The sequence below is a fragment of the Blastococcus colisei genome (assembly GCF_006717095.1).
GTDB lineage: Bacteria > Actinomycetota > Actinomycetes > Mycobacteriales > Geodermatophilaceae > Blastococcus_B > Blastococcus_B colisei.
In genome coordinates, this window is record NZ_VFQE01000001.1 from 711,194 (window position 1) to 734,845 (window position 23,652).

Consider the following 23,652-nt stretch of genomic DNA (forward strand, 5'->3'; position numbering starts at 1 on the left):
CTGTGATCGAGCTTGTGAGATCACCAATGAGCGCAGCACCGTCGGTCACGACGCCGACGAGCGCCAGCGAGGAGAAGTAGTGACCGACCCCCGCGAGCCCTTCGAGACCGCCACCCCGGTCGAAGGTGCGACCGCCACGGACCTGGACGACGCCCGCCTCGAGCAGCGCGGGACGGCAGACATCGAGACCGGTGCCGGTGACACCGGTGCCGCCGAGGGCTCGACCGACACCGCCGATCTCGACACCGGCACAGAGGTCTCGGACGTGACGCCGGAGATCGAGGGTGGCGACCCCGACAGCCTCGTGAGCGACCCGCTGACCGCCCCCGCCGAGGCCTCGGATTTGCCGGCCGCCACCGCGGAGGCGCAGGAGGACGAGGACCCGGTCGAGGCGATGAAGAAGGCGCTGCGCATCGCCCCCGGCGACTGGTACGTGGTGCACTCCTACGCCGGCTACGAGAACAAGGTGAAGACCAACCTCGAGGCGCGGATCCAGTCCCTGGACGTCGAGGACTACATCTATCAGATCGAGGTGCCCACCGAGGAGGTCACCGAGATCAAGAACGGCAAGCGCGCGCAGGTCAACCGCAAGGTCCTGCCCGGTTACCTGCTCGTGCGCATGGAGCTCAACGACGAGTCGTGGGGCGCGGTCCGCAACACCCCCGGCGTCACCGGCTTCGTGGGTGCGACCTCCAAGCCCTCGCCGTTGACCATCGACGAGGTCGTCAAGATCCTCGTGCCGGCGACCACGCCGCAGGCCGCGCGCACCACCGGGGCCGAGGCGGCGACCGGTGGCGCCGCCGCAGCCCCCACCGCCGTCGTCGACTTCGAGGTCGGCGAATCGGTGACCGTCATGGACGGGCCGTTCGCGACGCTCCCGGCCACGATCAACGAGATCAACGCCGAGCAGCAGAAGCTGCAGGTGCTGGTCTCCATCTTCGGCCGCGAGACGCCCGTCGAGCTGTCGTTCACCCAGGTCGCGAAGATATAGGCCCCCTCGCCCCTACGCCTCGCACGCTCGGCGCGGGCCCCTGCGAGGGCCTTCCAGCCAAGACCACAGCCCCACGTTCACGACGAAGAAGGAAAGTCATGCCCCCCAGGAAGCGGTTGACCGCGGTCATCAAGCTCCAGATCAACGCCGGTGCGGCGACCCCCGCCCCGCCCGTGGGTCCGGCGCTCGGCCAGCACGGCGTCAACATCATGGAGTTCTGCAAGGCCTACAACGCCGCGACGGAGTCGCAGCGTGGCAACGTGATCCCGGTCGAGATCTCGGTCTTCGAGGACCGGTCGTTCACGTTCGTCACCAAGACCCCGCCGGCCGCGCGCATGCTGCTCAAGGCCGCCGGCGTCGAGAAGGGCTCGGGCGAGCCGCACAAGACCAAGGTCGCCACGGTCACCCGTGACCAGGTCCGCGAGATCGCCACCACCAAGATGGCCGACCTCAACGCCAACGACCTCGAGCAGGCCGAGAAGATCATCGCCGGCACCGCCCGGTCGATGGGCATCACCGTCACCGGCTGAGCAACCGCTCCAGCCCGCACTCGTGGGAGGGCCTCGCCAGGCCCGTTCACCACATGACCGGGGCGCACGCCCCGGAGAGGAAACACCATGGCGAAGCACGGCAAGAAGTTCCGCGCAGTGGCCGAGAAGGTCGACCGCGACAACCTGTACTCCCCGCTCCAGGCCGCCAAGCTGGCCAAGGAGACGTCGACGACGTCCTACGACGCCACCGTCGAGGTGGCCATGCGGCTGGGCGTCGACCCGCGCAAGGCCGACCAGATGGTCCGCGGCACGGTCAACCTGCCGCACGGCACCGGCAAGACCGCCCGCGTCATCGTCTTCGCGACCGGTGACAAGGCTGCCGAGGCGGAGGCCGCCGGCGCCGACGTCGTCGGCTCGGACGACCTGATCGAGCGCATCCAGGGCGGCTTCCTGGACTTCGACGCCGCGATCGCGACGCCGGACCAGATGGCCAAGGTCGGCCGGATCGCCCGCATCCTCGGCCCCCGCGGCCTGATGCCGAACCCGAAGACCGGCACCGTGACCCCCGACGTCACCAAGGCCGTCAACGACATCAAGGGCGGGAAGATCAACTTCCGCGTCGACAAGCAGGCCAACCTGCACCTGGTCATCGGCAAGACCTCCTTCGACGAGGCCAAGCTGGTCGAGAACTACGCCGCGGCCCTCGACGAGGTCCTCCGCGCCAAGCCCTCCTCGGCCAAGGGTCGGTACCTGAAGAAGGTCACCGTCTCCACGACCATGGGCCCCGGCATCCCGGTCGACCCGAACCGCACCCGCAACATGCTGGTGGACGAGCCCACGTCTTGATGATCAGGTGACCTGATCGTCCGGGGTCCTACCTCACCGTCGACGGTGAGGGAGGACCCCATGGGACGAGGTAGGACGGCCCCGTTGCGTACCCGCGCGGCGGGGCCGTCGTCCTATCGCGTACTCTTGCTCCCGTTCCCCCCAAGACCGTTGGTCGTCGCACGTCCGCGTGCGATCGAAGGTCCCGGAGTTCCGGGCGGCCCGCGCAGGAGGACGGTTCGATCGACGGGCGCTCGCCGCCCGCCCCTCGCCCCGTGCGCCCTGCGCCGGGGCGTTCCTCGTCTCCGGGCCGTCGATCGCCGCAGTCGCGCAACGGCCGGTGGTCGCCCGACAGACGAGAGGAGGCCCATGCCCACGCAGGCGAAGGCCGCGGTGATCGACGAGATCACCGAGCGGTTCCAGAACTCGAGTGCGGCCGTGCTCACCGAGTACCGCGGGCTGACCGTGGCCCAGCTGACCCAGCTGCGCCGTTCCCTCGGTGAGGGCAGCAGCTACGCAGTCGTCAAGAACACCCTGACGAAGCGGGCGGCGGACTCGGTCGGATTCTCCGACCTCGGCCCGCTGCTCAACGGACCGACCGCGATCGCCTTCATCGAGGGCGACCCGGTCGAGGCCGCCAAGGCCATCCGTGACTTCGCCAAGGCCAACCCGATGCTCGTCGTCAAGGGCGGCGTCGTCGACGGCCGCACGGTCGACGCCGGTGAGGTCACCCGCCTCGCCGACGTCGAGCCCCGTGAGGTCCTGCTGGCCAAGCTGGCCGGCGCGATGAAGGGCAACCTGACCAAGGCTGCCGGGCTCTTCCAGGCCCCGCTGTCCCAGGTCGCCCGCCTCGCCGCCGCGCTGCAGGAGAAGAAGGCCGCCGACGCTCCGGCCGAGGCCGCCGACGCTCCGGCCACCGACGACAGCGCTGCTGCTGCTGACACCACCCCCGAGACGGCCGCCCAGGCCACCGAATCCCCGGCCGCCGACGCGGCCAGCGACGACTGACCCAGAAGGAGACAGACATGGCCAAGATTTCCAGCGCGGACCTGCTCGACGCTTTCAAGGAGATGACCCTCCTCGAGCTGTCCGACTTCGTGAAGCAGTTCGAGGAGACGTTCGACGTCACCGCTGCTGCTCCCGTGGCCGTCGCGGCCGCCCCGGCCGCCGGTGGCGGTGGCGGTGGCGACGAGGCCGCTGCCGAGCAGGACGAGTTCGACGTCATCCTCGAGAGCGCCGGCGACAAGAAGATCCAGGTCATCAAGGAGGTGCGCGGCCTGACCTCGCTCGGCCTCAAGGAGGCCAAGGACCTGGTCGACAGCGCGCCGAAGCCCGTCCTCGAGAAGGTCGCGAAGGACGCCGCTGACAAGGCCAAGGCCGCCCTCGAGGGCGCCGGCGCCACCGTCACCGTCAAGTGAAGGACCCCGGCGCCCCCCAGCCCTCGCTCCGCTCGGGCCGGGTCCCTGCGCCGGGGCCGTTCCATCGCGTCACGTAGCGGCGTTTCGCCGCACCACCAGGGGCCGTCCTCCCATTCGGGAGGGCGGCCCCTGTCGCGTTCCTCCGGTCAGGTGAACCTCGCCGTCGCGCGGGTGCTAGATGGAGGTCCGGGTCACAGCAACTCCGTGACGCACGTAACCTGTCGTCCCGGTCGTCGTTACTGGTGAGTAGGTGTGGACGGGATCGTCCGGATGCGCGATACGTCCGGACACAGGAAGATTCCCGGGCTCGTCATGTGGCGAGGCGGGGAACCGGCAGCGCAGCCGGAGCGGAGGGGCAGGTACTCGTGGGCGTCGCAGTAGAGGTCGAGGGGCTGACCAAGTCCTTCGGGAGCCAGAACATCTGGAGCGACGTCACGCTCACCTTGCCGCCGGGGGAGATCTCGGTGCTGCTCGGCCCGTCCGGCACCGGCAAGTCGGTGTTCCTGAAGTCGCTGGTCGGCCTGCTCAAGCCCGAGCGGGGCTCGATCGTCATCAAGGACACCGACATCGTCCGGACCAGCGAGCACCAGCTCTACGAGATCCGGAAGCTCTTCGGCGTCCTGTTCCAGGACGGCGCTCTGTTCGGCTCGATGAACCTCTTCGACAACATCGCCTTCCCGCTGCGCGAGCACACCAGGAAGAGCGAGTCCGAGATCAGGTCGATCGTCCTCGAGAAGATGGACATGGTCGGTCTGCAGGGCGCCGAGGGGAAGCTCCCGGGCGAGATCTCCGGTGGCATGCGCAAGCGCGCCGGCCTGGCCCGGGCCCTGGTGCTGGACCCCGAGATCATCCTCTTCGACGAGCCGGACTCCGGTCTCGACCCGGTCCGCGTCGCCTACCTGAACCAGCTGATCGTCGACCTCAACGCCCAGATCGACGCGACGTTCCTGATCGTCACCCACGATATCGGGACCGCGCGGACGGTGCCGGACAACCTCGGGCTGTTGTTCCGCCGGAACCTCGTCATGTTCGGCCCGCGCGAGCAGCTGCTGACGTCGCAGGAGCCGGTGGTCCGCCAGTTCCTCAACGGCCGCCGCGAGGGGCCGATCGGCATGAGCGAGGAGAAGGACGTCGCCCAGGTGGAGGCCGAGATGGCCGCCCTGGAGGCGCGTGGCGGCGACTCGCACAACGGTGTCGGTCCCAAGGGCGCTTCCGGCGGGGACGCCGTCCCGCCGCAGCTGACACCGACCGAGGGACTGCCCGAGCGCAAGGCCGAGCGTCGACGGCAGGAGCGCGTCGCCCGGATGCTGCACGAGTTCGACGGCGAGACGCAGGCGGCCATCAGGAAGTCCCTGCCCGAGGAGCTGCTGGCGAAGGTCGACTCCGGTGCCTTCGAGCCGACGCGGGGCACCGGCGGGCGGCACTGGGCTCCCGAACCCGACGCCGGCCCCTCGGGAGCGACCGCCACCGCCGTGCTGCCCCGGCAGGGCGGTGAGGGGTGACGGCGACCGACAAGCCGCAGGCCCCCGGCCTGCTCGACGGGAAGTTCTCGCCGACCCGCCCGCTGGCGGCCAGTGGCAACCTGTTCGCCTTCGCCCTCGACGTCATCCGGAACCTGCCGAAGCGGCCGTTCCAGGTCCGCGAGTTCCTCCAGCAGGCGTGGTTCGTGGCCAGCGTGACGATCATCCCCACGGCTCTGGTCGCGATTCCCTTCGGCGCCGTCATCGCCCTGCAGCTGGGGTCCCTCACCCGCCAGCTCGGCGCGCAGTCCTTCACCGGGTCGGCGTCGGTCCTGGCGGTGCTCCGCGAGGCCAGCCCGATCGTGACCGCGCTGCTCATCGCCGGTGCCGGCGGGTCGGCCATCTGCGCCGACCTCGGCGCCCGCAAGATCCGCGACGAGATCGACGCCATGGAGGTGCTGGGCATCGACCCGATCCAGCGCCTCGTCGTCCCCCGGGTGCTCGCCTCGATGTTGATCGCGGTCCTGCTCAACGGGCTGGTCAGCGTGGTCGGCGTCGCCGGCGGCTACTTCTTCAACGTCGTCCTGCAGGGTGGCACCCCGGGGGCCTACCTGGCGTCCTTCAGCGCGCTGGCTCAGGTCGAGGACTTCTGGTCGGGGGAGATCAAGGCACTGACCTTCGGTCTGATCGCCGGCATCGTCGCCTCCTACAAGGGGTTGCGGGCCGGAGGTGGGCCGAAGGGCGTGGGTGACGCGGTGAACCAGTCCGTCGTCATCACGTTCCTGCTGCTGTTCGCGGTGAACTTCGTGCTCACGGCGATCTACTTCCAGCTCGTTCCGCCGAAGGGGCAGTGATGGCGCTCGCCTCCTCTACCTCGGCCACGAGCCGCTGCCGCCACTCTCGAGAGGGTGTGCGGTCGGCATGACGCTGCTTTCTCCTCGGGACCGGATCACGCTCGGCCTGCGGCGGATCAGGCGGGTCGGCCGTCGTCCGCTCGACACGCTCGACGACCTCGGCGACCAGCTCGGCTTCTACGGACGGGCCCTGGCCTGGACCCCACGGACGCTCAATCGCTACAAGAAGGAGACCTTCCGGCTGCTGGCCGAGGTCACCTTCGGCACCGGCGCGCTGGCGGTCATCGGCGGGACCGTCGGGGTCATCGCGTTCCTGTCCTTCTTCACCGGCACCGAGGTCGGCCTCCAGGGCTACGCCGCCCTGGACCAGCTCGGGACGTCGGCCTTCACCGGCTTCCTCTCCGCCTACTTCAACACCCGGGAGATCGCGCCGCTGGTCGCCGGACTGGCGCTGTCGGCCACGGTCGGCTGCGGGTTCACCGCACAGATCGGTGCCATGCGCATCAACGAGGAGATCGACGCGCTCGAGGTCATGGGTGTGCCGTCCCTGCCGTTCCTGGTGACGACGCGGATCATCGCCGGCTTCATCGCCGTCATCCCGCTGTACGTGCTGGGCCTGCTCACCAGCTACTTCGCCACCCGGACGATCGCCACCCAGGCCTTCGGGCAGTCGACGGGGACCTACGACCACTACTTCAACCTGTTCCTGCCACCCGAGGACGTCCTCTGGTCGTTCCTCAAGGTCCTCGTGTTCGCCGTCGTGATCATCCTGACCCACTGCTACTACGGCTACCGGGCCAGCGGTGGCCCGGCCGGCGTGGGGCTGGCGGTCGGGCGGGCGGTCCGGTTCTCGATCGTGGCGATCAACATCATCGACCTGTTCCTGTCCCTCGCCATCTGGGGCTCGACGACGACCGTCCGGATCGCGGGGTGAGCGCACGATGACCGGTTCGAGGGCGAAGGTGATCCGGGTCCGGCTGCAGGGGCTCGCGTTCCTCGTCGTGCTGGCGATGCTGCTCGGCCTCTCGGTGGCGGCCTACAAGAAGGCCTTCACCGAGGTCGCCCGGGTGACGCTGGAGACCGATACGGCGGGCAATCAGCTGCAGGAGGCCTCCGACGTGAAGGTGCGCGGAGTGATCGTGGGTGACGTGCGCGAGGTCTCGGCCGATGCCGACGGCGCGACGATCGAGTTGGCGATCAAGCCCGAGTACCTCGAGCAGATCCCCGCCGACGTGTCGGCCCGGCTGCTGCCCAAGACGTTGTTCGGTGAGCGCTACGTGTCCCTCGTGCTCGACGAGGCGCCCGCGCAGGAGCGGCTGGCCGACGGCGACGTCATCGGCCAGGACCGCAGCTCGAACGCGATCGAGCTGCAGCGCGTCATCGACGACACCCTCCCGTTGCTGCAGGCCGTCCGGCCCGACGACCTCGCCTTCACGCTGGGCGCGGTCGCCGACGCGCTGCGGGGGCGGGGCGACGACCTGGGCGCGAACCTGGCCGCGACAGGCAAGTACTTCGGCGAGATCAACACCGTCCTGCCGCAACTCCAGGCCGACATCTCGGGCCTGGCCGACTTCGCCGAGACCTACGAGGGCGCCGCCGACGACCTCCTCGCCGTCCTCGACAACCTGGTGATCACCAACACCACCGTGGTCGACCAGGAGGAGCAGCTGCGCCGCACCTTCACCGTCGGAGCGAGCTCCGCCAACGTGACGGCGGGGTTCCTCGAGGTGAACGAGCGCAACCTGATCTCGCTCGCCGAGACGTCCCGACCGGTGCTCGGTCTCTTCGCCGAGTACTCGCCGGTCTACCCGTGCCTGCTGGAAGGGCTCGCGCGGTCCGTGCCGCGGATCGGGGAGACCTTCGGCCAGGACGGCGATCCGGCCCTGAACCTCAACATCCAGTTCACGTTCCCGCCGCGCAATCCCTACCAGCCCGGCGACCAGCCGATCTACGCCGACACCGCGCCGCCCGACTGCCGGGGGCTGGACGACATCGACGGCGAGATCGCCCAGGCTCAGGCCGGGGAGTACTACTGCCCGTACCCGCCCGACGACGGCGTCGATTCGGTCGAGAGCGCCGAGCGCCCGGAGCCGGCCTGCTACGAGGGCGGGGCGGACGACGGGGGCAACCCCGACAACGTGCCCGGTGCCCGGGCGGGGGAGTCGTTGCCCGACGTCCTGGCCGGCTCGACCGCCGAGCTCGACTTCGTCCGGAGCATCCTCGCGTTCCAGTCCGGCGTGCGCCCCACGGACGTGTCCGACCTCGGTGCAGCCACCCTGGCGCCGATCCTCCGCGGAAAGAGCGTGATGCTGCGATGACGGGCCAGTTGAGGGGCATGGCCGGCCCACTGATCAAGCTCGTGGTCTTCGCCGTCGTCACCATGATGGCCGCGTACGTACTGATCTCGACCATCACCAATGCCGGCTACGGCGACCAGCTCACCTACCGGGCGCAGTTCAACGACGTCGCCGGCCTGGTGGAGGGCGACGAGGTGCGCATCGCCGGCGTCCGGGTGGGCCAGGTGGTGGGCATCGGCCTGGGGGAGGCCACCGATCGGCCGGTCGCCGAGGTGGAGCTCGAGGTCGGCGCCGACGTCCCGCTGCCTGCTGCCGTCGAGGCGACCATCCGCTACCGCAACCTCGTCGGTCAGCGGTACATCGCTCTCACCGAGGGCGAAGGGTCCTCCGGGCGGACGCTGGAGGAGGGAGCGGTCATCCCTCTCGCCCAGACCACCGACGCCCTCGACCTGACGGTGCTCTTCGGTGGGTTCCAGCCCCTTCTGCAGGCCTTGTCGCCCGCGGACATGAACCGGGTGTCGTTCGAGATCATCCAGGTCTTCCAGGGCGAGGGCGGCACGATGGAGAGCCTGCTGGCTCACGTCGGGTCGCTGACCAACAGCCTCGCCGACCGGGACGAGGTCATCGGCAGCGTGATCGACAACCTGACCACGGTGATGGGGACGTTGGCCGAGCGCGACCAGCAGCTCTCCGACCTGGTGGTCAGCCTGCAGGAGTTCGTCACCGGGCTGGCCGGGGACCGCGAGGCCATCTTCGACTCCCTGCAGACCATCGACGAGCTGGCGGTCTCCACGAGCGGCTTCCTCGAGGACGCCCGCGCGCCGCTAGCTGCCGACATCCAGGCCCTGGGCGACCTGTCCGGGAACCTGGCCGACACCGGCGACCTGGTGGAGCGGTTCCTGCAGACCGCCCCCGTCAAGCTCGACCTGACGACGCGGACGGCGATCAACGGCAGCTGGTTCAACTTCTTCATGTGCAGCGCCGGCGGCACGGTGACCCTGCCCGGGTCCTCGTCGGTCCCGGGCGCGGAGCCGGTCGCCCAGGAGTTCTCGTTCGACAGCGGAGCGGAAGGGTGCAGCTGATGGCCCGCCAGTCCAAGAATTTCCGCGACCGCAACCCCGTCGTCGTCGGCGCGGTCAGCCTGACCGTCATCGCAGCGCTGGTGTTCCTCGCCTTCAACGCACAGTCACTGCCGCTCATCGGGGGTGGCACCGTCTACAAGGCACAGTTCTCCGAGGCCGCCGGCCTGAAGCCCGACGATCCCGTCCGGGTGGCGGGGGTGAAGGTCGGCACGGTGGAGGGTCTCGCGCTCGAGGACGGCGCGGTGACCGTCGAGTTCCGGGTCAAGGACGCCTTCGTGGGCGATCGCTCGGAGGCAGCCATCAAGATCGAGACGGTGCTGGGTGCCAAGTACGTGGCCCTGGTGCCCCGCGGCTCGGAACCGCTGGACCCGGACGAGCGCATCCCCGTGGAGCGGACCGCCTCGCCGTACGACGTGGTCGAGGCCTTCGCCGACCTGTCCTCGACGGTGCAGGAGATCGACACGGCTCAGATGGCCCGCTCCTTCGAGGTGTTGTCGGAGACCTTCACCGACACCCCCGACGAGGTACGCACGTCCCTGCAGGGACTGGCCCGGCTCTCCGACACCATCGCCTCGCGCGACGCGCAGCTGCGGGAACTCCTCTCGGCCACCCGTCAGGTGACGCAGGTGCTCGCCGATCGCAACGGCGAGTTCACCCGGCTCATCCTCGACTCCAACACGCTGCTCACCGAGGTGCAGGAACGCCGGGAACTGATCGACTCCATCCTGACCAACACCCAGGAACTCGCGCAGCAGCTCTCCGGGCTGGTGGCCGACAACCGCGAGACCCTCACGCCGGCCCTCCAGCAGCTCTCCCGGGTGACCGACATCCTCTCGCGCAACCGGGCGGCCCTGGCCCAGACGGTCGACGAGCTCGCGCCGTTCGTCCGGGTCTTCACGAACACCCTGGGCAACGGTCGGTGGTTCGACAGCTTCGTCAACGATCTGCTGCCCACGATCGTCGGTACGGCGGTCTGCACCGGGGCCGAGACGCCGGTGACCGGCTGCACTGCCACGGAGGGAGGACGATGAGCGGCGCACTGCAGCGCGGCGTCGCGCTCGCCGCGGCCCTGGTCCTGCTGGCGGCCCTGGGGTGGACGATCCTGCGGCCGGCCGGTCAGTACCGGGTCACCGCCTTCTTCACCGAGACGGTCGGGCTCTACCCGGGTTCGGACGTGCGGGTGCTCGGCATCCCCATCGGCACCATCGACGACATCGTGCCGCTGGGCGACAGGGTGCGGGTCGAGATGAGCATCGACGACGACTACGACATCCCCGCCGACGCCGACGCCATCGTCCTGGCGCCGTCGCTGGTGTCGGACCGGTACGTGCAGTTCTCGCCGGTCTACGACGGGGGGCCGACCATGGAGCACGGCGCCGAGGTGCCGCTGGACCGCACCGCCATCCCGGTGGAACTCGATGCCGTGTACGGCGCGCTGGACGAGCTCTCCGACGCGTTGGGTCCCAACGGTGCCAACGCGGACGGCGCGCTGTCCGACCTGGTCGACGTGGGAGCGGCCAACCTCGCGGGCAACGGCGAGGCGCTGAACCGGACGCTCACCGGCTTCTCCCAGGCCGTGCAGACCCTGGCGGAGAACCGGGACGACCTCTTCGGTTCCCTGGACAACCTGCAGACGTTCACCAGCGCTCTGGCGACCATCGACGCGCAGGTGGGCCAGTTCAACGCCAACATGGCCGCCGTGAGCGACCTGCTGGCCAGCGAGCGGGAGGACCTCCAGGCCGCGATCGCCATGCTCAGCGACGCCCTGGGCGACGTGGCCGGCTTCGTGCGGGACAACACCACGCTGCTGACGACCAACGTCGACCGGCTGGCCGACGTGACGCTCGTGCTGGTGCAGCAGCGGGCCAAGCTGGCCGAGGTGCTCGACGTGGCCCCGGCGGCACTGGGCAACCTGGCACGCGCCTACAACCCCGATTTCGGCACGCTGGACACCCGCGACAACGGCCTCGGCTCGCTGAACGCCGAGATCGTGGTCTGCGGGGCTCTCGCCCAGCTCGGCCGGGTCGACCTGCAGGTCGACCTGCCACTGCCCGACCCGGCGGCCCCGATCCGGGACGCCACCGAGCAGATCTGCGCCCGTCTGCTCTCCGGCGACGCGAACGCCGACGGCAACCTCGACGACCTGAACGCCAACGGCGTACCCGACTACGAGGAACTGCGGCAGGCCCTCCTCGGCGGTGGCGGTGGCGGTGGCGGTGGCGGCGGCGGCGGACCGCTGCCCGGTCTCCCCCTGGTCGGTGCTCCGTGAACCGGCGCGTCCAGCGGGCGGCTGCGCTGGCGGCGGGGGTGCTGCTGCTCGGCGGCTGCGGCTTCCGGGGTGCGTACTCCCTGACCCTGCCCGGCGGGGCCGACATCGGCGACGACCCGTACACCGTCCAGATCGAATTCCTCGACGTGCTGGACCTGGTGCCCCAGTCCGGCGTCCGGGTCGCCGACGTGCCCGTCGGCCGCGTCGAAGCGATCGATCTCGATCAGGAGGACTGGACCGCGGTCGTGACCGTCTCGGTCAACCGGGACGTCGAGCTGCCGGCCAACGCGGTCGCGGCCATCCAGCAGTCCTCGCTGCTCGGCGAGAAGTACGTCGAACTGGCCCCGCCGGGCAACGAGGAGCCCGAGGGGCGGCTGGACGACGACTCGCGGATCACCCTCGATCGCACCAACCGCAACGTCGAGGTGGAGGAACTGCTCGGGGCGCTGTCCCTCGTGCTCAACGGTGGCGGACTCGCCCAGCTGCAGACCATCAACCGGGAGCTCGGCGACGCCCTGGAGGGCCGGGAAGCCGAGATCAAGGACACCCTCGGCCAGCTCGACACGTTCATCGGCGGGCTCGACGAGCAGAGGGCGGAGATCAACCGGGCGCTGGACCGCGCGAACGAGCTGGCCACCACGCTCGCGTCCCGCACCGCGACGATCGAGAACGCCCTCGACACCATCGGCCCGGGCCTCGACGTCATCAACCAGCAGCGCGACCTGCTCGTGTCGATGCTCGAGGGCCTGGCCCGGCTGGGTGACGTCGGCACGCGGATCATCCAGCAGTCGGCGGCCAACACCGTCGAGGACCTGGAGCTCCTGCAGCCGATCCTCACCCAGCTGGCGGCGGCCGGCCCGAACCTGGGCCGGTCCCTGGAGCTGCTGCTCACCTATCCCTTCCCCGACAGCTCCCTGACGGCCCTCAACTACCGGGAGGCGCAGTCGGGCGGGGTGGCGCTGTTCACCAACATGACGGCCACGGTGGACCTCGACCTCTCACACCTGCTGTGCCGGTACGTGGTCGACCAGGCCGGCGCCGTCCGGCAGCTCCCGCTGGAGGAAGCGCTCACCCAGGGCAGGTGCGGTGTCGAGAGCGGAGGAAGCGGGGGCGGCGCGACCGACGGCTCCGGGGGAGCGCAGTCCACCTCGAGGTCGTCGGGTACGCCGTCGCTCCTCGAGGACATCACGGGGCAGCTCGTGCAGCAGGTGCCCGGAGCCGATCAGCCCGCCGGCCGTCTCGGCCTGCCGTCCGTTCCGGGGGTGACGCCGTGATCACCCGCGGCACCAAGCTGAAGCTGCTCGCCTTCGTCACCCTGGCGGTGCTGGGCATGGCCTACCTGGGGTTCAAATACGTCGGCCTCGACCGCGCCCTGCTGGGCGGGGGGTACGAGGTGGCTGCCGACTTCCGCGACTCCGGCGGCATCTTCGTGAACGCCGAGGTGACCTACCGCGGCGTCGCGGTGGGCCGGGTGACGGACATGGAGCTGGTGGAGGACGGGGTCCGGGTCACGCTGCGGATGGACCCCGGTAGCGACCCGATCCCGGCGGACGCCGACGCTGTCGTGGCGACCCGGAGCGCGGTGGGGGAGCAGTACGTCCTCCTGCGACCGCGGAAGGAGGGCGGGCCGTACCTGGAGGAGGGCGCCATCATCCCGCAGGAGCGCACCAGCATCCCGGTGCCCGTGGAGCAGATGCTGCTCAACATCGACGAGTTCGTCGGCTCCATCGATCAGGAGAACCTCCGGATCGTCATCGAGGAACTCGGGAGGGCCTTCGAGGGCGCCGGTGAGGACCTGGGCCGCCTCATCGACAACGGCGACCTGCTCCTCGCCCGGGCCCAGCAGTCCCTGCCGCAGACGCTGCAGCTGATCACCGACGGGCAGACGGTGCTCGACACGCAGCGCGACAGCCGCTCGGCGATCCGTCAGTGGGCCGCCGATCTGCGGCTGTTCACCGACACGCTCGTCGAGATGGATCCCGACCTGCGCAGCATCGTCGTCAACGCTCCGGATGCGGGAGAGGCCCTGGAGGACCTGGTCGAGGGCGCCGGTCCCGGACTGGGGTCACTGGTGCGCAACCTGGACATCCTGAACGGAGTGCAGATACCGCGGCTGGACGGCATCCGGCAGATGCTGGTCACCTATCCCGACGCGGTCACCGGCGGCTTCACCGTCGTCCGCCGCGACGAGGACGGCGTGCTGCGCTCGCACTTCGGCTTCGTCCTCAACGCCGGTGAGCCGCACGCGTGCGCGACCGGCTACGTGGCCACCGGGTCGACCCCGAGCCAGGGAGCGGTCGAGAACGTCGACACCGACGCCATCGGGTGCGAGGTGGTCAACGGCGTGGACCCGGATCCCGGCGACGGCTACGACGAGAACGGCTCCAACATCCGGGGGGAGCAGAACATCGGCCGGGACGGCGGGCGGGGCGTCACCACCCCGCAGGAGGAGGTGGAGGGCAGCAGTCCGCTGTCGGCCACGGCGCTCTCCGAGCTGGTGGGTGGGCTGTTGCACGCCAATCCGATCGCCACCCTGACGGGTTGACCTCGGCATGGCCGCTGGCCCCCAGCAGACGACGACAAGGAGAATCGCCCGGGTGACGAGCGAAGCGCGGGCACGTGCCCGGGACGACGAGGTGGCCGTGACTGCCGCCGGTCCCGGCGACGGACCCACTGCAACCACCGACGCCGTCCCCGGTCCATCCGGCGACCGCGAGACGGCCGGCGGCGCGGGCGACGACCGACGCGACCGGGGCCGGGTCTCCCTCCGGCTCGCGCCGGTGCTCGCGGTCCTGCTCGTCCTGCTCCTGGGCGCGGCGGCCGTCCTGTGGTTCAGCCGACCCGGCGGATCGCCGGTCCGGACCGGCGACTACGCCGAGGCCCTGCAGGCGGCACGTTCGGGGGTCGTCGACCTCACGTCGTTCGACTACCTGACGCTGGACGACGACATCGAGCAGGCCCGCAGGGTCACCACCGGTGAGCTGCGCGATGAGTCGGTGGCCCAGCTCGACCAGCGAAGGCAGGAGATCACCGAACTGCAAGCGGTGGTGAACACCGAGGTCGTCGGCGCCGGGGTGACCCGTGCCGACGGCGAGGACGCCACCGTGCTGCTGGTCATCCAGTCGACGCAGGAGAGCGCGGCCAGCCCGCAGGCGGAGGTCGTGCGCTACCGCATCGAGGTGACGCTGGAGAAGTCGGACGACCGGTGGCTGCTGTCGGGGATCAAGGGAACGGAGTCGCCCGGTGATGACTGACACCCCTGACGACCGCCCACGTCCCACTCCACGGCCCCGTCCCGGTGCCGGCCCCCGCCCGACGCCGCGTGCCCGGGTCGCCGGCAGCCGCCGCGACCGCGAGGACGGCGCGGACGCCGTCCGTGAATCGGCGCGCCCGGGGTCTGCTCCGCGCTCGGCGGCCGGGCAGACGGCGAACGGGAGCGCCGCCGGCCGCCCCATGGCTACCGCGCGTCCGAGCACGGCGCGCGATCCGTCGTCCGGTGCGGGCCGAAGGGGAACGTCGACCGGAGACAGGAGTACCGGCCGGAGGCTTTCCGCCCTGGTGCTGGTCCTGGCGTTGCTGTGTGCGCTCGCCGCAGCCGGTGCCGGCCTGCTGGCGTGGCAACGGCTGAATCCGGCGCACGTCGACGCCGCGATCTTCGCCGCGGCGCGCAGCGGGATCGAGGCCGTCTACGCCTACGACTACGAGGACTCCGAAGGCAGTGTCGAGGGCAAGCTCGAGGTGCTGACCGGCGACCTCCGTGACCAGTACGAGCGGGACCTGTCCGAGGGCGGGATCATCAGCACCTACGAGCAGGTGTCGGCGACCACTCGCTACGAGGTGCTCGACGTCGGCCTGCAGCAGGTCAACGAGTCCCAGGACACCGCGACGCTGGTCGTCTTCGGGCAGTACGTCGTCGAGTCGGTGAACAGCGGCAGCCAGCCGGCCCCGGAGGGGTCGGAGTGCCAGGTGACGCCCAGTGGCGCGCAGTCGTGCACGCAGACGGTGCAGGTCCGGCTCACCAAGGTGGACGGGAACTGGAGGATCAGCGAGCTGACGCTCCTGACGACCAGCTGAGCGAGGCGTCCGTCGGGGCCGGTCGGGAGAAGACGTTCGGCGTGGCATTCCGGTGAACCGCCTCCGGCTGGCATCATGGTCGCCGCACGCCCTGCTGCCCCGGCTCGACGGGTCGCGGTCCCCGGGATGTGGCGCCGGTCGCACCGGCCCTCCCGGCGTGGACATCGCGCTCGAGCAGGGGTAAGGTCTCCTGTTGCGCTGCCCTCCTGACTGCCTGCCCGCCGAGACGGGTCACCAGGGGTGCCCGGGAGCTCTCCGGGACGCCCCGGCGACCACTGCGGACAGAGACGATCGCGGGCAGCCCGCCATTACCGACGACGACCCAGGACGAAACCCGCACAGACCCGCCCGCACGTCGTGAGGTCCTTGGAAGGACGCATCTTGGCAGGCTCTCGCCCCACCAGCACGCCCACCAGCACCACCCAGCCCAGCACTCCCCAGACCGGCCCCCGCACCGGCGAGGCCGACCAGCAGAAGATCCCCGGCGCACCGCTCCGGGTCTCCTTCGCGAAGATCAGCGAGCCCCTCGAGGTCCCCGATCTGCTGGCCCTGCAGACCGCATCCTTCGACTGGCTGATCGGCAGCCCCGAGTGGCGGGCCACCCTCGCCCCCGAGGAGCAGGCCGACGCCGTCGGCGGCCTCGCCGAGATCCTCGAGGAGATCTCCCCGATCGAGGACTTCAGCGGCTCGATGTCGCTGTCCTTCTCCAACCCGCGCTTCGAGGACGTCAAGGCGTCCCTCGAGGAGTGCAAGGACAAGGACATGACCTACGCGGCGCCGCTGTTCGTCACCGCCGAGTTCATGAACAACACCACCGGCGAGATCAAGAGCCAGACGGTGTTCATGGGCGACTTCCCGATCATGACGAACAAGGGCACGTTCGTCATCAACGGGACCGAGCGCGTCGTCGTCTCCCAGCTCGTCCGCAGCCCCGGCGTCTACTTCGACAAGACGCTGGACAAGACCTCCGACAAGGACGTCTTCAGCGCCAAGGTCATCCCCAGCCGCGGTGCGTGGCTGGAGTTCGACGTCGACAAGCGCGACACCGTCGGCGTCCGCATCGACCGCAAGCGCCGTCAGCCGGTCACCGTGCTGCTCAAGGCGCTCGGCTGGGGCGAGGACCGGATCCGCGAGCACTTCCAGTGGTCGCCCACGGTCCTGGCCACGCTGGAGAAGGACCACATCGCCGGTCAGGACGAGGCCCTCCTCGACATCTACCGCAAGCTGCGGCCGGGCGAGCCCCCGACGCGCGAGTCGGCGCAGGCGCTGCTCGAGAACCTCTTCTTCAACCCGAAGCGCTACGACCTCGCCAAGGTCGGCCGCTACAAGGTGAACAAGAAGCTCGGCGTCTCGGTGCCGCAGGGCACCAGCACGCTGACCGAGGACGACATCGTCGCCACCATCGAGTACGTCGTGCGTCTCCACGCCGGCGAGCCCGAGCACGGCACCGACGACATCGACCACTTCGGCAACCGTCGCCTGCGCACCGTCGGCGAGCTGATCCAGAACCAGATCCGGGTCGGCCTCTCCCGCATGGAGCGCGTGGTCCGCGAGCGGATGACGACGCAGGACGTCGAGGCGATCACGCCGCAGACCCTGATCAACATCCGGCCGGTCGTCGCCTCCATCAAGGAGTTCTTCGGCACCAGCCAGCTGTCCCAGTTCATGGACCAGACCAACCCGCTCGCGGGCCTGACCCACAAGCGCCGTCTGTCGGCGCTGGGCCCGGGCGGCCTGTCGCGCGAGCGGGCCGGCATGGAGGTCCGCGACGTGCACCCCAGCCACTACGGCCGGATGTGCCCGATCGAGACGCCGGAAGGCCCGAACATCGGCCTGATCGGCTCGCTGTCGGCCTTCGGGCGGGTCAACGCGTTCGGCTTCATCGAGACGCCGTACCGCCGGGTGAACAACGGTGTCGTCAGCGACCAGATCGACTACCTGACCGCCGACGAGGAGGACCGGTTCGTCGTCGCCCAGGCCAACTCGCCGCTGGACGCCGCCGGCCGGTTCGCCGAGGAGCGCGTCCTCGTCCGCACCAAGGGCGGTGAGGTCGACTACCTGGCGCCGGAGAACGTGGACTACATGGACGTCTCGCCGCGTCAGATGACGTCGGTCGCGACGGCGATGATCCCGTTCCTCGAGCACGACGACGCCAACCGCGCGCTCATGGGCGCGAACATGCAGCGTCAGGCCGTTCCGCTGCTGCGCAGCGAGGCGCCGCTGGTCGGCACCGGCATGGAGCTGCGCGCCGCCGTCGACGCCGGTGACGTCGTCGTGGCCGAGAAGGCCGGTGTGGTCGAGGACTCCACCGCCGACTACGTCACGGTCATGGCCGACGACGGCACCCGGCAGACCTACCGCCTGCTGAAGTTCCGCCGCTCGAACCAGGGGACGTCGATCAACCAGTCCCCGGTGGTCGAGGAGGGGCAGCGGGTCGAGGTCGGCCAGGTCATCGCCGACGGCCCGTGCACCGACGAGGGCGAGATGGCGCTGGGCAAGAACCTGCTCGTCGCCTTCATGCCGTGGGAGGGCCACAACTACGAGGACGCGATCATCCTGTCGCAGCGCCTCGTGCAGGACGACGTCCTGTCCTCGATCCACATCGAGGAGTTCGAGGTCGACGCCCGCGACACCAAGCTCGGTGCCGAGGAGATCACCCGGGACATCCCGAACGTCTCCGAGGAGGTCCTCGCCGACCTCGACGAGCGCGGCATCATCCGCATCGGTGCCGAGGTCGTCCCCGGCGACATCCTCGTCGGCAAGGTCACGCCCAAGGGCGAGACCGAGCTGACCCCCGAGGAGCGGCTGCTGCGGGCCATCTTCGGCGAGAAGGCCCGCGAGGTGCGGGACACGTCGCTGAAGGTCAAGCACGGTGAGTCCGGCAAGGTCATCGGCGTCCGCGTGTTCTCCCGCGAGGACGGCGACGAGCTGCCCGCCGGCGTCAACGAGCTGATCCGGGTCTACGTCGCCCAGATGCGCAAGATCTCCGACGGCGACAAGCTCGCCGGACGCCACGGCAACAAGGGCGTCATCTCGAAGATCCTGCCGCAGGAGGACATGCCGTTCCTCGAGGACGGCACCCCGGTCGACATCGTGCTCAACCCGCTCGGCGTCCCCGGCCGCATGAACGTCGGCCAGGTCCTGGAGATGCACCTGGGCTGGGTCGCCAAGCAGGGCTGGCAGGTCGAGGGCAACCCGGAGTGGGCGGCCAACCTGCCCGAAGCCGCCAAGTCGGCTGCTCCCGGGACGCGCGCGGCGACGCCGGTCTTCGACGGCGCCAAGGAGGACGAGATCGTCGGCCTGCTCGGCTCGACGACGCCGAACCGCGACGGCAACCGGATGGTCAAGGAGACCGGCAAGGCGCGGCTGTTCGACGGCCGCTCCGGGGAGCCCTTCCCCGAGCCGATCGCCGTGGGCTACGTCTACATCCTGAAGCTGCTGCACCTGGTCGACGACAAGATCCACGCCCGGTCGACCGGCCCGTACTCGATGATCACGCAGCAGCCGCTGGGTGGTAAGGCGCAGTTCGGTGGCCAGCGCTTCGGTGAGATGGAGTGCTGGGCGATGCAGGCCTACGGTGCGGCCTACGCGCTGCAGGAGCTGCTCACCATCAAGTCCGACGACATCCTGGGCCGCGTCAAGGTCTACGAGGCGATCGTCAAGGGCGAGAACATCCCGGAGCCGGGCATCCCGGAGTCGTTCAAGGTGTTGCTCAAGGAGCTGCAGTCGCTCTGCCTCAACGTGGAGGTGCTGTCCGGCGACGGGCAGGCGATCGAGCTGCGCGACACCGACGACGAGGTCTTCCGGGCCGCGGAGGAGCTGGGCATCGACCTCAGCCGCCGCGAGCCTTCTTCGGTCGAAGACGTGTGATCGGCCGCAGGCCGGTCCTCAGGGGCCGGCCTGCGCGCCCACCCATCGATCAGTAATTCCGTAACGAGCCCCGGAAAGGGGTCATCAACTTGCTGGACGTCAACTTCTTCGACGAGTTGCGCATCGGCCTGGCCACCGGCGACGACATCCGCCAGTGGTCGCACGGTGAGGTGAAGAAGCCCGAGACCATCAACTACCGGACGCTGCGTCCGGAGAAGGACGGTCTCTTCTGCGAGAAGATCTTCGGTCCCACCCGGGACTGGGAGTGCTACTGCGGCAAGTACAAGCGGGTCCGGTTCAAGGGCATCATCTGCGAGCGCTGCGGCGTCGAGGTGACCCGCGCCAAGGTCCGCCGTGAGCGCATGGGTCACATCGAGCTGGCCGCGCCGGTCACCCACATCTGGTTCTTCAAGGGCGTGCCGTCGCGCCTGGGTTACCTGCTCGACCTGGCGCCCAAGGACCTCGAGAAGATCATCTACTTCGCGGCCTACCTGATCACCACGGTGGACGACGAGGCGCGGCACCGCGACCTGCCGACCATCGAGGCCGAGATCAGCGCGGAGAAGTCCAACCTCGAGGGCCAGCGTGACGCCAACGTCGAGGCCCGTCAGCAGAAGCTCGAGGCCGACCTGGCCGAGCTCGAGGCGGAGGGCGCCAAGTCCGACGTCCGCCGCAAGGTGCGCGAGGGCGGCGAGCGCGAGATGCGCCAGCTGCGCGACCGCTCGCAGCGGGAGATCGACCGCCTCGAGGAGGTGCTCGACACCTTCCGCAAGCTCGAGGTCAAGCAGCTCATCGCCGACGAGGGCCTCTACCGCGAGCTGCGCGACCGCTTCGGTGAGTACTTCGAGGGCGGCATGGGTGCCGCGGCGCTGCAGAAGCTGCTCGCCGACTTCGACCTCGACGCCGAGGCCGTCTCGCTGCGCGAGACCATCCGCAGCGGCAAGGGCCAGCGCAAGCTGCGTGCCCTCAAGCGGCTGAAGGTCGTCGCGGCGTTCCAGCAGACCCGCAACTCGCCCATGGGCATGGTGCTGGACTGCGTCCCGGTCATCCCGCCGGACCTGCGCCCGATGGTGCAGCTCGACGGTGGCCGCTTCGCGACCAGCGACATGAACGACCTGTACCGCCGCGTGATCAACCGGAACAACCGGCTGAAGCGCCTGCTCGACCTCGGGGCGCCCGAGATCATCGTGAACAACGAGAAGCGGATGCTCCAGGAGTCCGTGGACGCGCTGTTCGACAACGGCCGTCGCGGTCGGCCGGTCACCGGCCCGGGCAACCGCCCGCTGAAGTCCCTGAGCGACCTGCTCAAGGGCAAGCAGGGCCGGTTCCGCCAGAACCTGCTGGGCAAGCGCGTCGACTACTCCGGCCGTTCGGTCATCGTCGTCGGCCCGCAGCTGAAGCTGCACCAGTGCGGCCTGCCCAAGCAGATGGCGCTGGAGCTGTTCAAGCCCTTCGTCATGAAGCGGCTGGTCGACCTCAACCACGCGCAGAACATCAAGTCAGCCAAGCGGATGGTGGAGCGCGCGCGTCCCGTGGTCTGGGACGTGCTGGAGGAGGTCATCACCGAGCACCCGGTGCTGCTCAACCGGGCGCCGACGCTGCACCGCCTGGGCATCCAGGCCTTCGAGCCGCAGCTGGTCGAGGGCAAGGCCATCCAGATCCACCCGCTCGTCTGCACCGCGTTCAACGCGGACTTCGACGGCGACCAGATGGCGGTGCACCTGCCGCTGTCGGCCGAGGCGCAGGCCGAGGCGCGGATCCTGATGCTGTCCAGCAACAACATCCTGAGCCCGGCCGACGGTCGCCCGATCACCGCGCCGACCCAGGACATGGTGCTGGGCCTGTACCACCTGACGACCCTCGTGGCGTCGCCGGCCGAGGCCGACGGCGGTCAGCCGCAGTCGTTCTCGTCGACCGCCGAGGCGATCATGGCGTACGACAAGGGTGCGCTGGGTCTGCAGGACCGGGCGCTGATCCGCCTCGACGAGGTGTTCGGCGTCGACAACGGCGCGGTCAACGAGCCGTGGGAGCAGCCGGAGGACTGGACGCCGGGTGCCCCCGCGACCGTGCTCACCAGCCTCGGCCGCGTCCTCTTCAACGAGGCCCTGCCGGAGGACTACCGCTTCGTCAACTACCAGGTGCCCAAGAAGGAGCTCGGGGCGATCGTCAACGACCTCGCCGAGCGCTACCCCAAGGTGCAGGTCGCGGCGACGCTGGACGCGCTGAAGTCCGCCGGGTTCCACTGGGCGACCCGGGCCGGCATCACGATCGCCATCGACGACGTCGTCACGCCGCCGTCGAAGCAGGCGATCCTGGACCGGCACGAGGACGAGGCCGCCAAGATCGAGCGCCAGTACGAGCGCGGTGTCATCACCGACACCGAGCGTCGTGGGGAGCTCATCGAGATCTGGACCCGCGCGCGGGCCGAGGTCAGCCAGGCGATGGTGGACAACTTCCCGACCACCAACCCGGTCTGGGTCATGGTCAACTCGGGCGCCCGAGGCAACATGATGCAGATCAGCCAGATCGCCGGTATGCGCGGTCTGGTCGCCAACCCGAAGGGCGAGATCATCCCGCGGCCGATCAAGGCCAACTTCCGGGAGGGTCTGTCCGTGCTGGAGTACTTCATCTCCACGCACGGTGCCCGCAAGGGTCTGGCCGACACGGCGCTCCGTACCGCGGACTCCGGGTACCTCACCCGCCGGCTGGTCGACGTCTCGCAGGACGTCATCATCCGCGAGGAGGACTGCGGCACCGACCGCGGCGTGCTCATGCCGATCGGCACGGTCGTCGACGGCGTGGTCACCCGTGACCCGCACGTGGAAACCAGCGTCTACGCCCGCGCCCTGGCCGCCGACGTGGTGGCCGAGGACGGGACGGTCATCGGACAGGCGAACTCCGACCTGGGCGACGTCCTGATCCAGACGCTGATCGACGCGCAGGTGTCCGAGGTCAAGGTCCGCTGCGTGCTCACCTGCGAGTCCCTGCTGGGGACCTGCGCCACCTGCTACGGCCGGTCGCTCGCGACCGGCAAGCTCGTGGACGTCGGCGAGGCGGTCGGCATCATCGCCGCCCAGTCGATCGGTGAGCCCGGTACCCAGCTGACGATGCGCACCTTCCACACCGGTGGCGTCGCGGGTGAGGACATCACCCACGGTCTGCCGCGTGTGGTGGAGCTCTTCGAGGCCCGCGTGCCCAAGGGCAAGGCGCCGATCGCCGAGCTGGCCGGCTCGATCCGGATCGAGGACGGCGAGCAGTTCCGCAAGCTCACCATCACCCCGGACGACGGCTCCGACGAGGTCGTCTACGACAAGCTGTCGCGTCGCTCGCGGCTGCGGGTCGAGGACGGCGCCCACGTCGAGGTCGGCGAGCAGCTCACCGAGGGTGCGGTCGACCCACACGAGGTGCTGCGGATCATGGGTCCGCGCGAGGTGCAGCTGCACCTGGTCCGCGAGGTCCAGGAGGTCTACCGGTCGCAGGGTGTGTCGATCCACGACAAGCACATCGAGGTGATCATCCGCCAGATGCTGAAGCGGGTGACCATCATCGACTCGGGTGCGACGGAGTTCCTGCCCGGTGCGCTGGTCGAGCGGACGCTGTTCGAGACCGAGAACCGTCGCGTCGTCGCCGAGGGCGGCGAGCCGGCCTCGGCCCGTCCGGTGCTCATGGGCATCACCAAGGCCTCGCTCGCGACCGAGTCGTGGCTGTCGGCCGCCTCCTTCCAGGAGACGACCAAGGTACTCACCGACGCCGCGATCCAGGGCAAGAGCGACAGCCTGCTCGGACTCAAGGAGAACGTGATCATCGGAAAGCTGATCCCGGCGGGTACGGGCATCAGCCGCTACCGGAACATCACGGTCGAGCCGACCGAGGAGGCGCGCGCCGCCGTCTACACGATGGCCGGCTACGACGACGGGCAGTACTACAGCCCGGACGTCTTCGGTCAGGGCTCCGGCGAGGCCGTGCGCCTCGAGGAGTACGACTGGCGGGGCTGATCCCCGGTAGGTGATGAGAGGGCCCC

Annotated in this window: 18 protein-coding genes; all 18 read left to right on the forward strand. The window is 69.8% G+C overall.

The window, feature by feature from the left end; translation table 11 throughout:
- Positions 1–79 precede the first annotated feature (79 nt).
- The 18 genes from nusG to FHU33_RS03470 all read left to right on the forward strand — a co-directional run bounded on the left by nusG (position 80) and on the right by FHU33_RS03470 (position 23,626).
- Entirely contained in the window at positions 80–991 is a 912-nt protein-coding gene (gene nusG / locus FHU33_RS03385) for a transcription termination/antitermination protein NusG (protein WP_142024098.1), read from the forward strand.
- Between the two features lie 98 nt (positions 992–1,089).
- Positions 1,090–1,521, forward strand: coding sequence for a 50S ribosomal protein L11 (rplK, locus tag FHU33_RS03390; protein ID WP_142024099.1), 432 nt, complete (start codon positions 1,090–1,092; stop codon positions 1,519–1,521).
- 87 nt (positions 1,522–1,608) lie between these two features.
- Entirely contained in the window at positions 1,609–2,328 is a 720-nt protein-coding gene (rplA, locus tag FHU33_RS03395) for a 50S ribosomal protein L1 (protein WP_142024100.1), read from the forward strand.
- A 348-nt stretch (positions 2,329–2,676) separates the two neighbouring features.
- Positions 2,677–3,315 carry a 50S ribosomal protein L10 gene (gene rplJ, locus FHU33_RS03400; RefSeq protein ID WP_142024101.1) on the forward strand — a complete coding sequence of 213 codons (639 nt, stop codon included), beginning with the start codon at positions 2,677–2,679 and terminating at the stop codon, positions 3,313–3,315.
- 17 nt (positions 3,316–3,332) lie between these two features.
- Positions 3,333–3,725, forward strand: a complete 393-nt coding sequence (rplL, locus tag FHU33_RS03405; RefSeq protein WP_142024102.1) for a 50S ribosomal protein L7/L12 — start codon at positions 3,333–3,335, stop codon at positions 3,723–3,725.
- A 365-nt stretch (positions 3,726–4,090) separates the two neighbouring features.
- Positions 4,091–5,227 (forward strand): ABC transporter ATP-binding protein, encoded by a 1,137-nt coding sequence (locus FHU33_RS03410; RefSeq protein ID WP_142024103.1) that lies wholly within the window; start codon positions 4,091–4,093, stop codon positions 5,225–5,227.
- Positions 5,224–6,039, forward strand: coding sequence for an MlaE family ABC transporter permease (locus tag FHU33_RS03415; protein WP_246063240.1), 816 nt, complete (start codon positions 5,224–5,226; stop codon positions 6,037–6,039). The genes FHU33_RS03410 and FHU33_RS03415 overlap by 4 nt, the downstream gene beginning before the upstream one ends.
- Before the next feature lie 67 nt (positions 6,040–6,106).
- Entirely contained in the window at positions 6,107–6,973 is an 867-nt protein-coding gene (locus FHU33_RS03420; RefSeq protein WP_246063241.1) for an MlaE family ABC transporter permease, read from the forward strand.
- 7 nt (positions 6,974–6,980) lie between these two features.
- Entirely contained in the window at positions 6,981–8,357 is a 1,377-nt protein-coding gene (locus tag FHU33_RS03425) for an MCE family protein (RefSeq protein WP_142024104.1), read from the forward strand.
- Between the two features lie 17 nt (positions 8,358–8,374).
- Positions 8,375–9,418, forward strand: a complete 1,044-nt coding sequence (locus tag FHU33_RS03430; RefSeq protein ID WP_246063242.1) for an MCE family protein — start codon at positions 8,375–8,377, stop codon at positions 9,416–9,418.
- Complete coding sequence (locus tag FHU33_RS03435) at positions 9,418–10,449, forward strand: MCE family protein (RefSeq protein ID WP_142024106.1); 1,032 nt, start codon at positions 9,418–9,420, stop codon at positions 10,447–10,449. The genes FHU33_RS03430 and FHU33_RS03435 overlap by 1 nt, the downstream gene beginning before the upstream one ends.
- Positions 10,446–11,687: an MCE family protein gene (locus FHU33_RS03440; protein ID WP_142024107.1), complete on the forward strand. Its 1,242-nt coding sequence runs from the start codon at positions 10,446–10,448 to the stop codon at positions 11,685–11,687. The genes FHU33_RS03435 and FHU33_RS03440 overlap by 4 nt, the downstream gene beginning before the upstream one ends.
- On the forward strand, positions 11,684–12,961 hold the full coding sequence (locus FHU33_RS03445) for an MCE family protein (RefSeq protein ID WP_142024108.1): 1,278 nt from the start codon (positions 11,684–11,686) through the stop codon (positions 12,959–12,961). Before FHU33_RS03440 ends, FHU33_RS03445 begins: the two co-directional genes overlap by 4 nt.
- On the forward strand, positions 12,958–14,232 hold the full coding sequence (locus tag FHU33_RS03450; RefSeq protein WP_142024109.1) for an MlaD family protein: 1,275 nt from the start codon (positions 12,958–12,960) through the stop codon (positions 14,230–14,232). The genes FHU33_RS03445 and FHU33_RS03450 overlap by 4 nt, the downstream gene beginning before the upstream one ends.
- 52 nt (positions 14,233–14,284) lie before the next feature.
- The gene (locus tag FHU33_RS03455) at positions 14,285–14,941 is read left to right on the forward strand and encodes a hypothetical protein (protein ID WP_142024110.1); all 657 of its coding nucleotides are present in this window, start codon (positions 14,285–14,287) and stop codon (positions 14,939–14,941) included.
- 304 nt (positions 14,942–15,245) lie between these two features.
- The gene (locus FHU33_RS03460) at positions 15,246–15,761 is read left to right on the forward strand and encodes a hypothetical protein (RefSeq protein WP_142024111.1); all 516 of its coding nucleotides are present in this window, start codon (positions 15,246–15,248) and stop codon (positions 15,759–15,761) included.
- A 381-nt stretch (positions 15,762–16,142) separates the two neighbouring features.
- Positions 16,143–19,631 carry a DNA-directed RNA polymerase subunit beta gene (gene rpoB, locus FHU33_RS03465; RefSeq protein WP_142024112.1) on the forward strand — a complete coding sequence of 1,163 codons (3,489 nt, stop codon included), beginning with the start codon at positions 16,143–16,145 and terminating at the stop codon, positions 19,629–19,631.
- 89 nt (positions 19,632–19,720) lie between these two features.
- Positions 19,721–23,626: a DNA-directed RNA polymerase subunit beta' gene (locus tag FHU33_RS03470; protein ID WP_142024113.1), complete on the forward strand. Its 3,906-nt coding sequence runs from the start codon at positions 19,721–19,723 to the stop codon at positions 23,624–23,626.
- The last annotated feature ends 26 nt before the right edge of the window (positions 23,627–23,652 follow it).

Coding starts and splice junctions, on each gene's coding strand:
- rplK (WP_142024099.1), top strand. CDS start 1,090: ATGCCCCCCAGGAAGCGGTTGACCGCGGTCATCAAGCTCCAGATCAAC.
- rplA (WP_142024100.1), top strand. CDS start 1,609: ATGGCGAAGCACGGCAAGAAGTTCCGCGCAGTGGCCGAGAAGGTCGAC.
- rplJ (WP_142024101.1), top strand. CDS start 2,677: ATGCCCACGCAGGCGAAGGCCGCGGTGATCGACGAGATCACCGAGCGG.
- rplL (WP_142024102.1), top strand. CDS start 3,333: ATGGCCAAGATTTCCAGCGCGGACCTGCTCGACGCTTTCAAGGAGATG.
- FHU33_RS03420 (WP_246063241.1), top strand. CDS start 6,107: ATGACGCTGCTTTCTCCTCGGGACCGGATCACGCTCGGCCTGCGGCGG.
- FHU33_RS03425 (WP_142024104.1), top strand. CDS start 6,981: ATGACCGGTTCGAGGGCGAAGGTGATCCGGGTCCGGCTGCAGGGGCTC.
- FHU33_RS03430 (WP_246063242.1), top strand. CDS start 8,375: ATGGCCGGCCCACTGATCAAGCTCGTGGTCTTCGCCGTCGTCACCATG.
- FHU33_RS03435 (WP_142024106.1), top strand. CDS start 9,418: ATGGCCCGCCAGTCCAAGAATTTCCGCGACCGCAACCCCGTCGTCGTC.
- FHU33_RS03440 (WP_142024107.1), top strand. CDS start 10,446: ATGAGCGGCGCACTGCAGCGCGGCGTCGCGCTCGCCGCGGCCCTGGTC.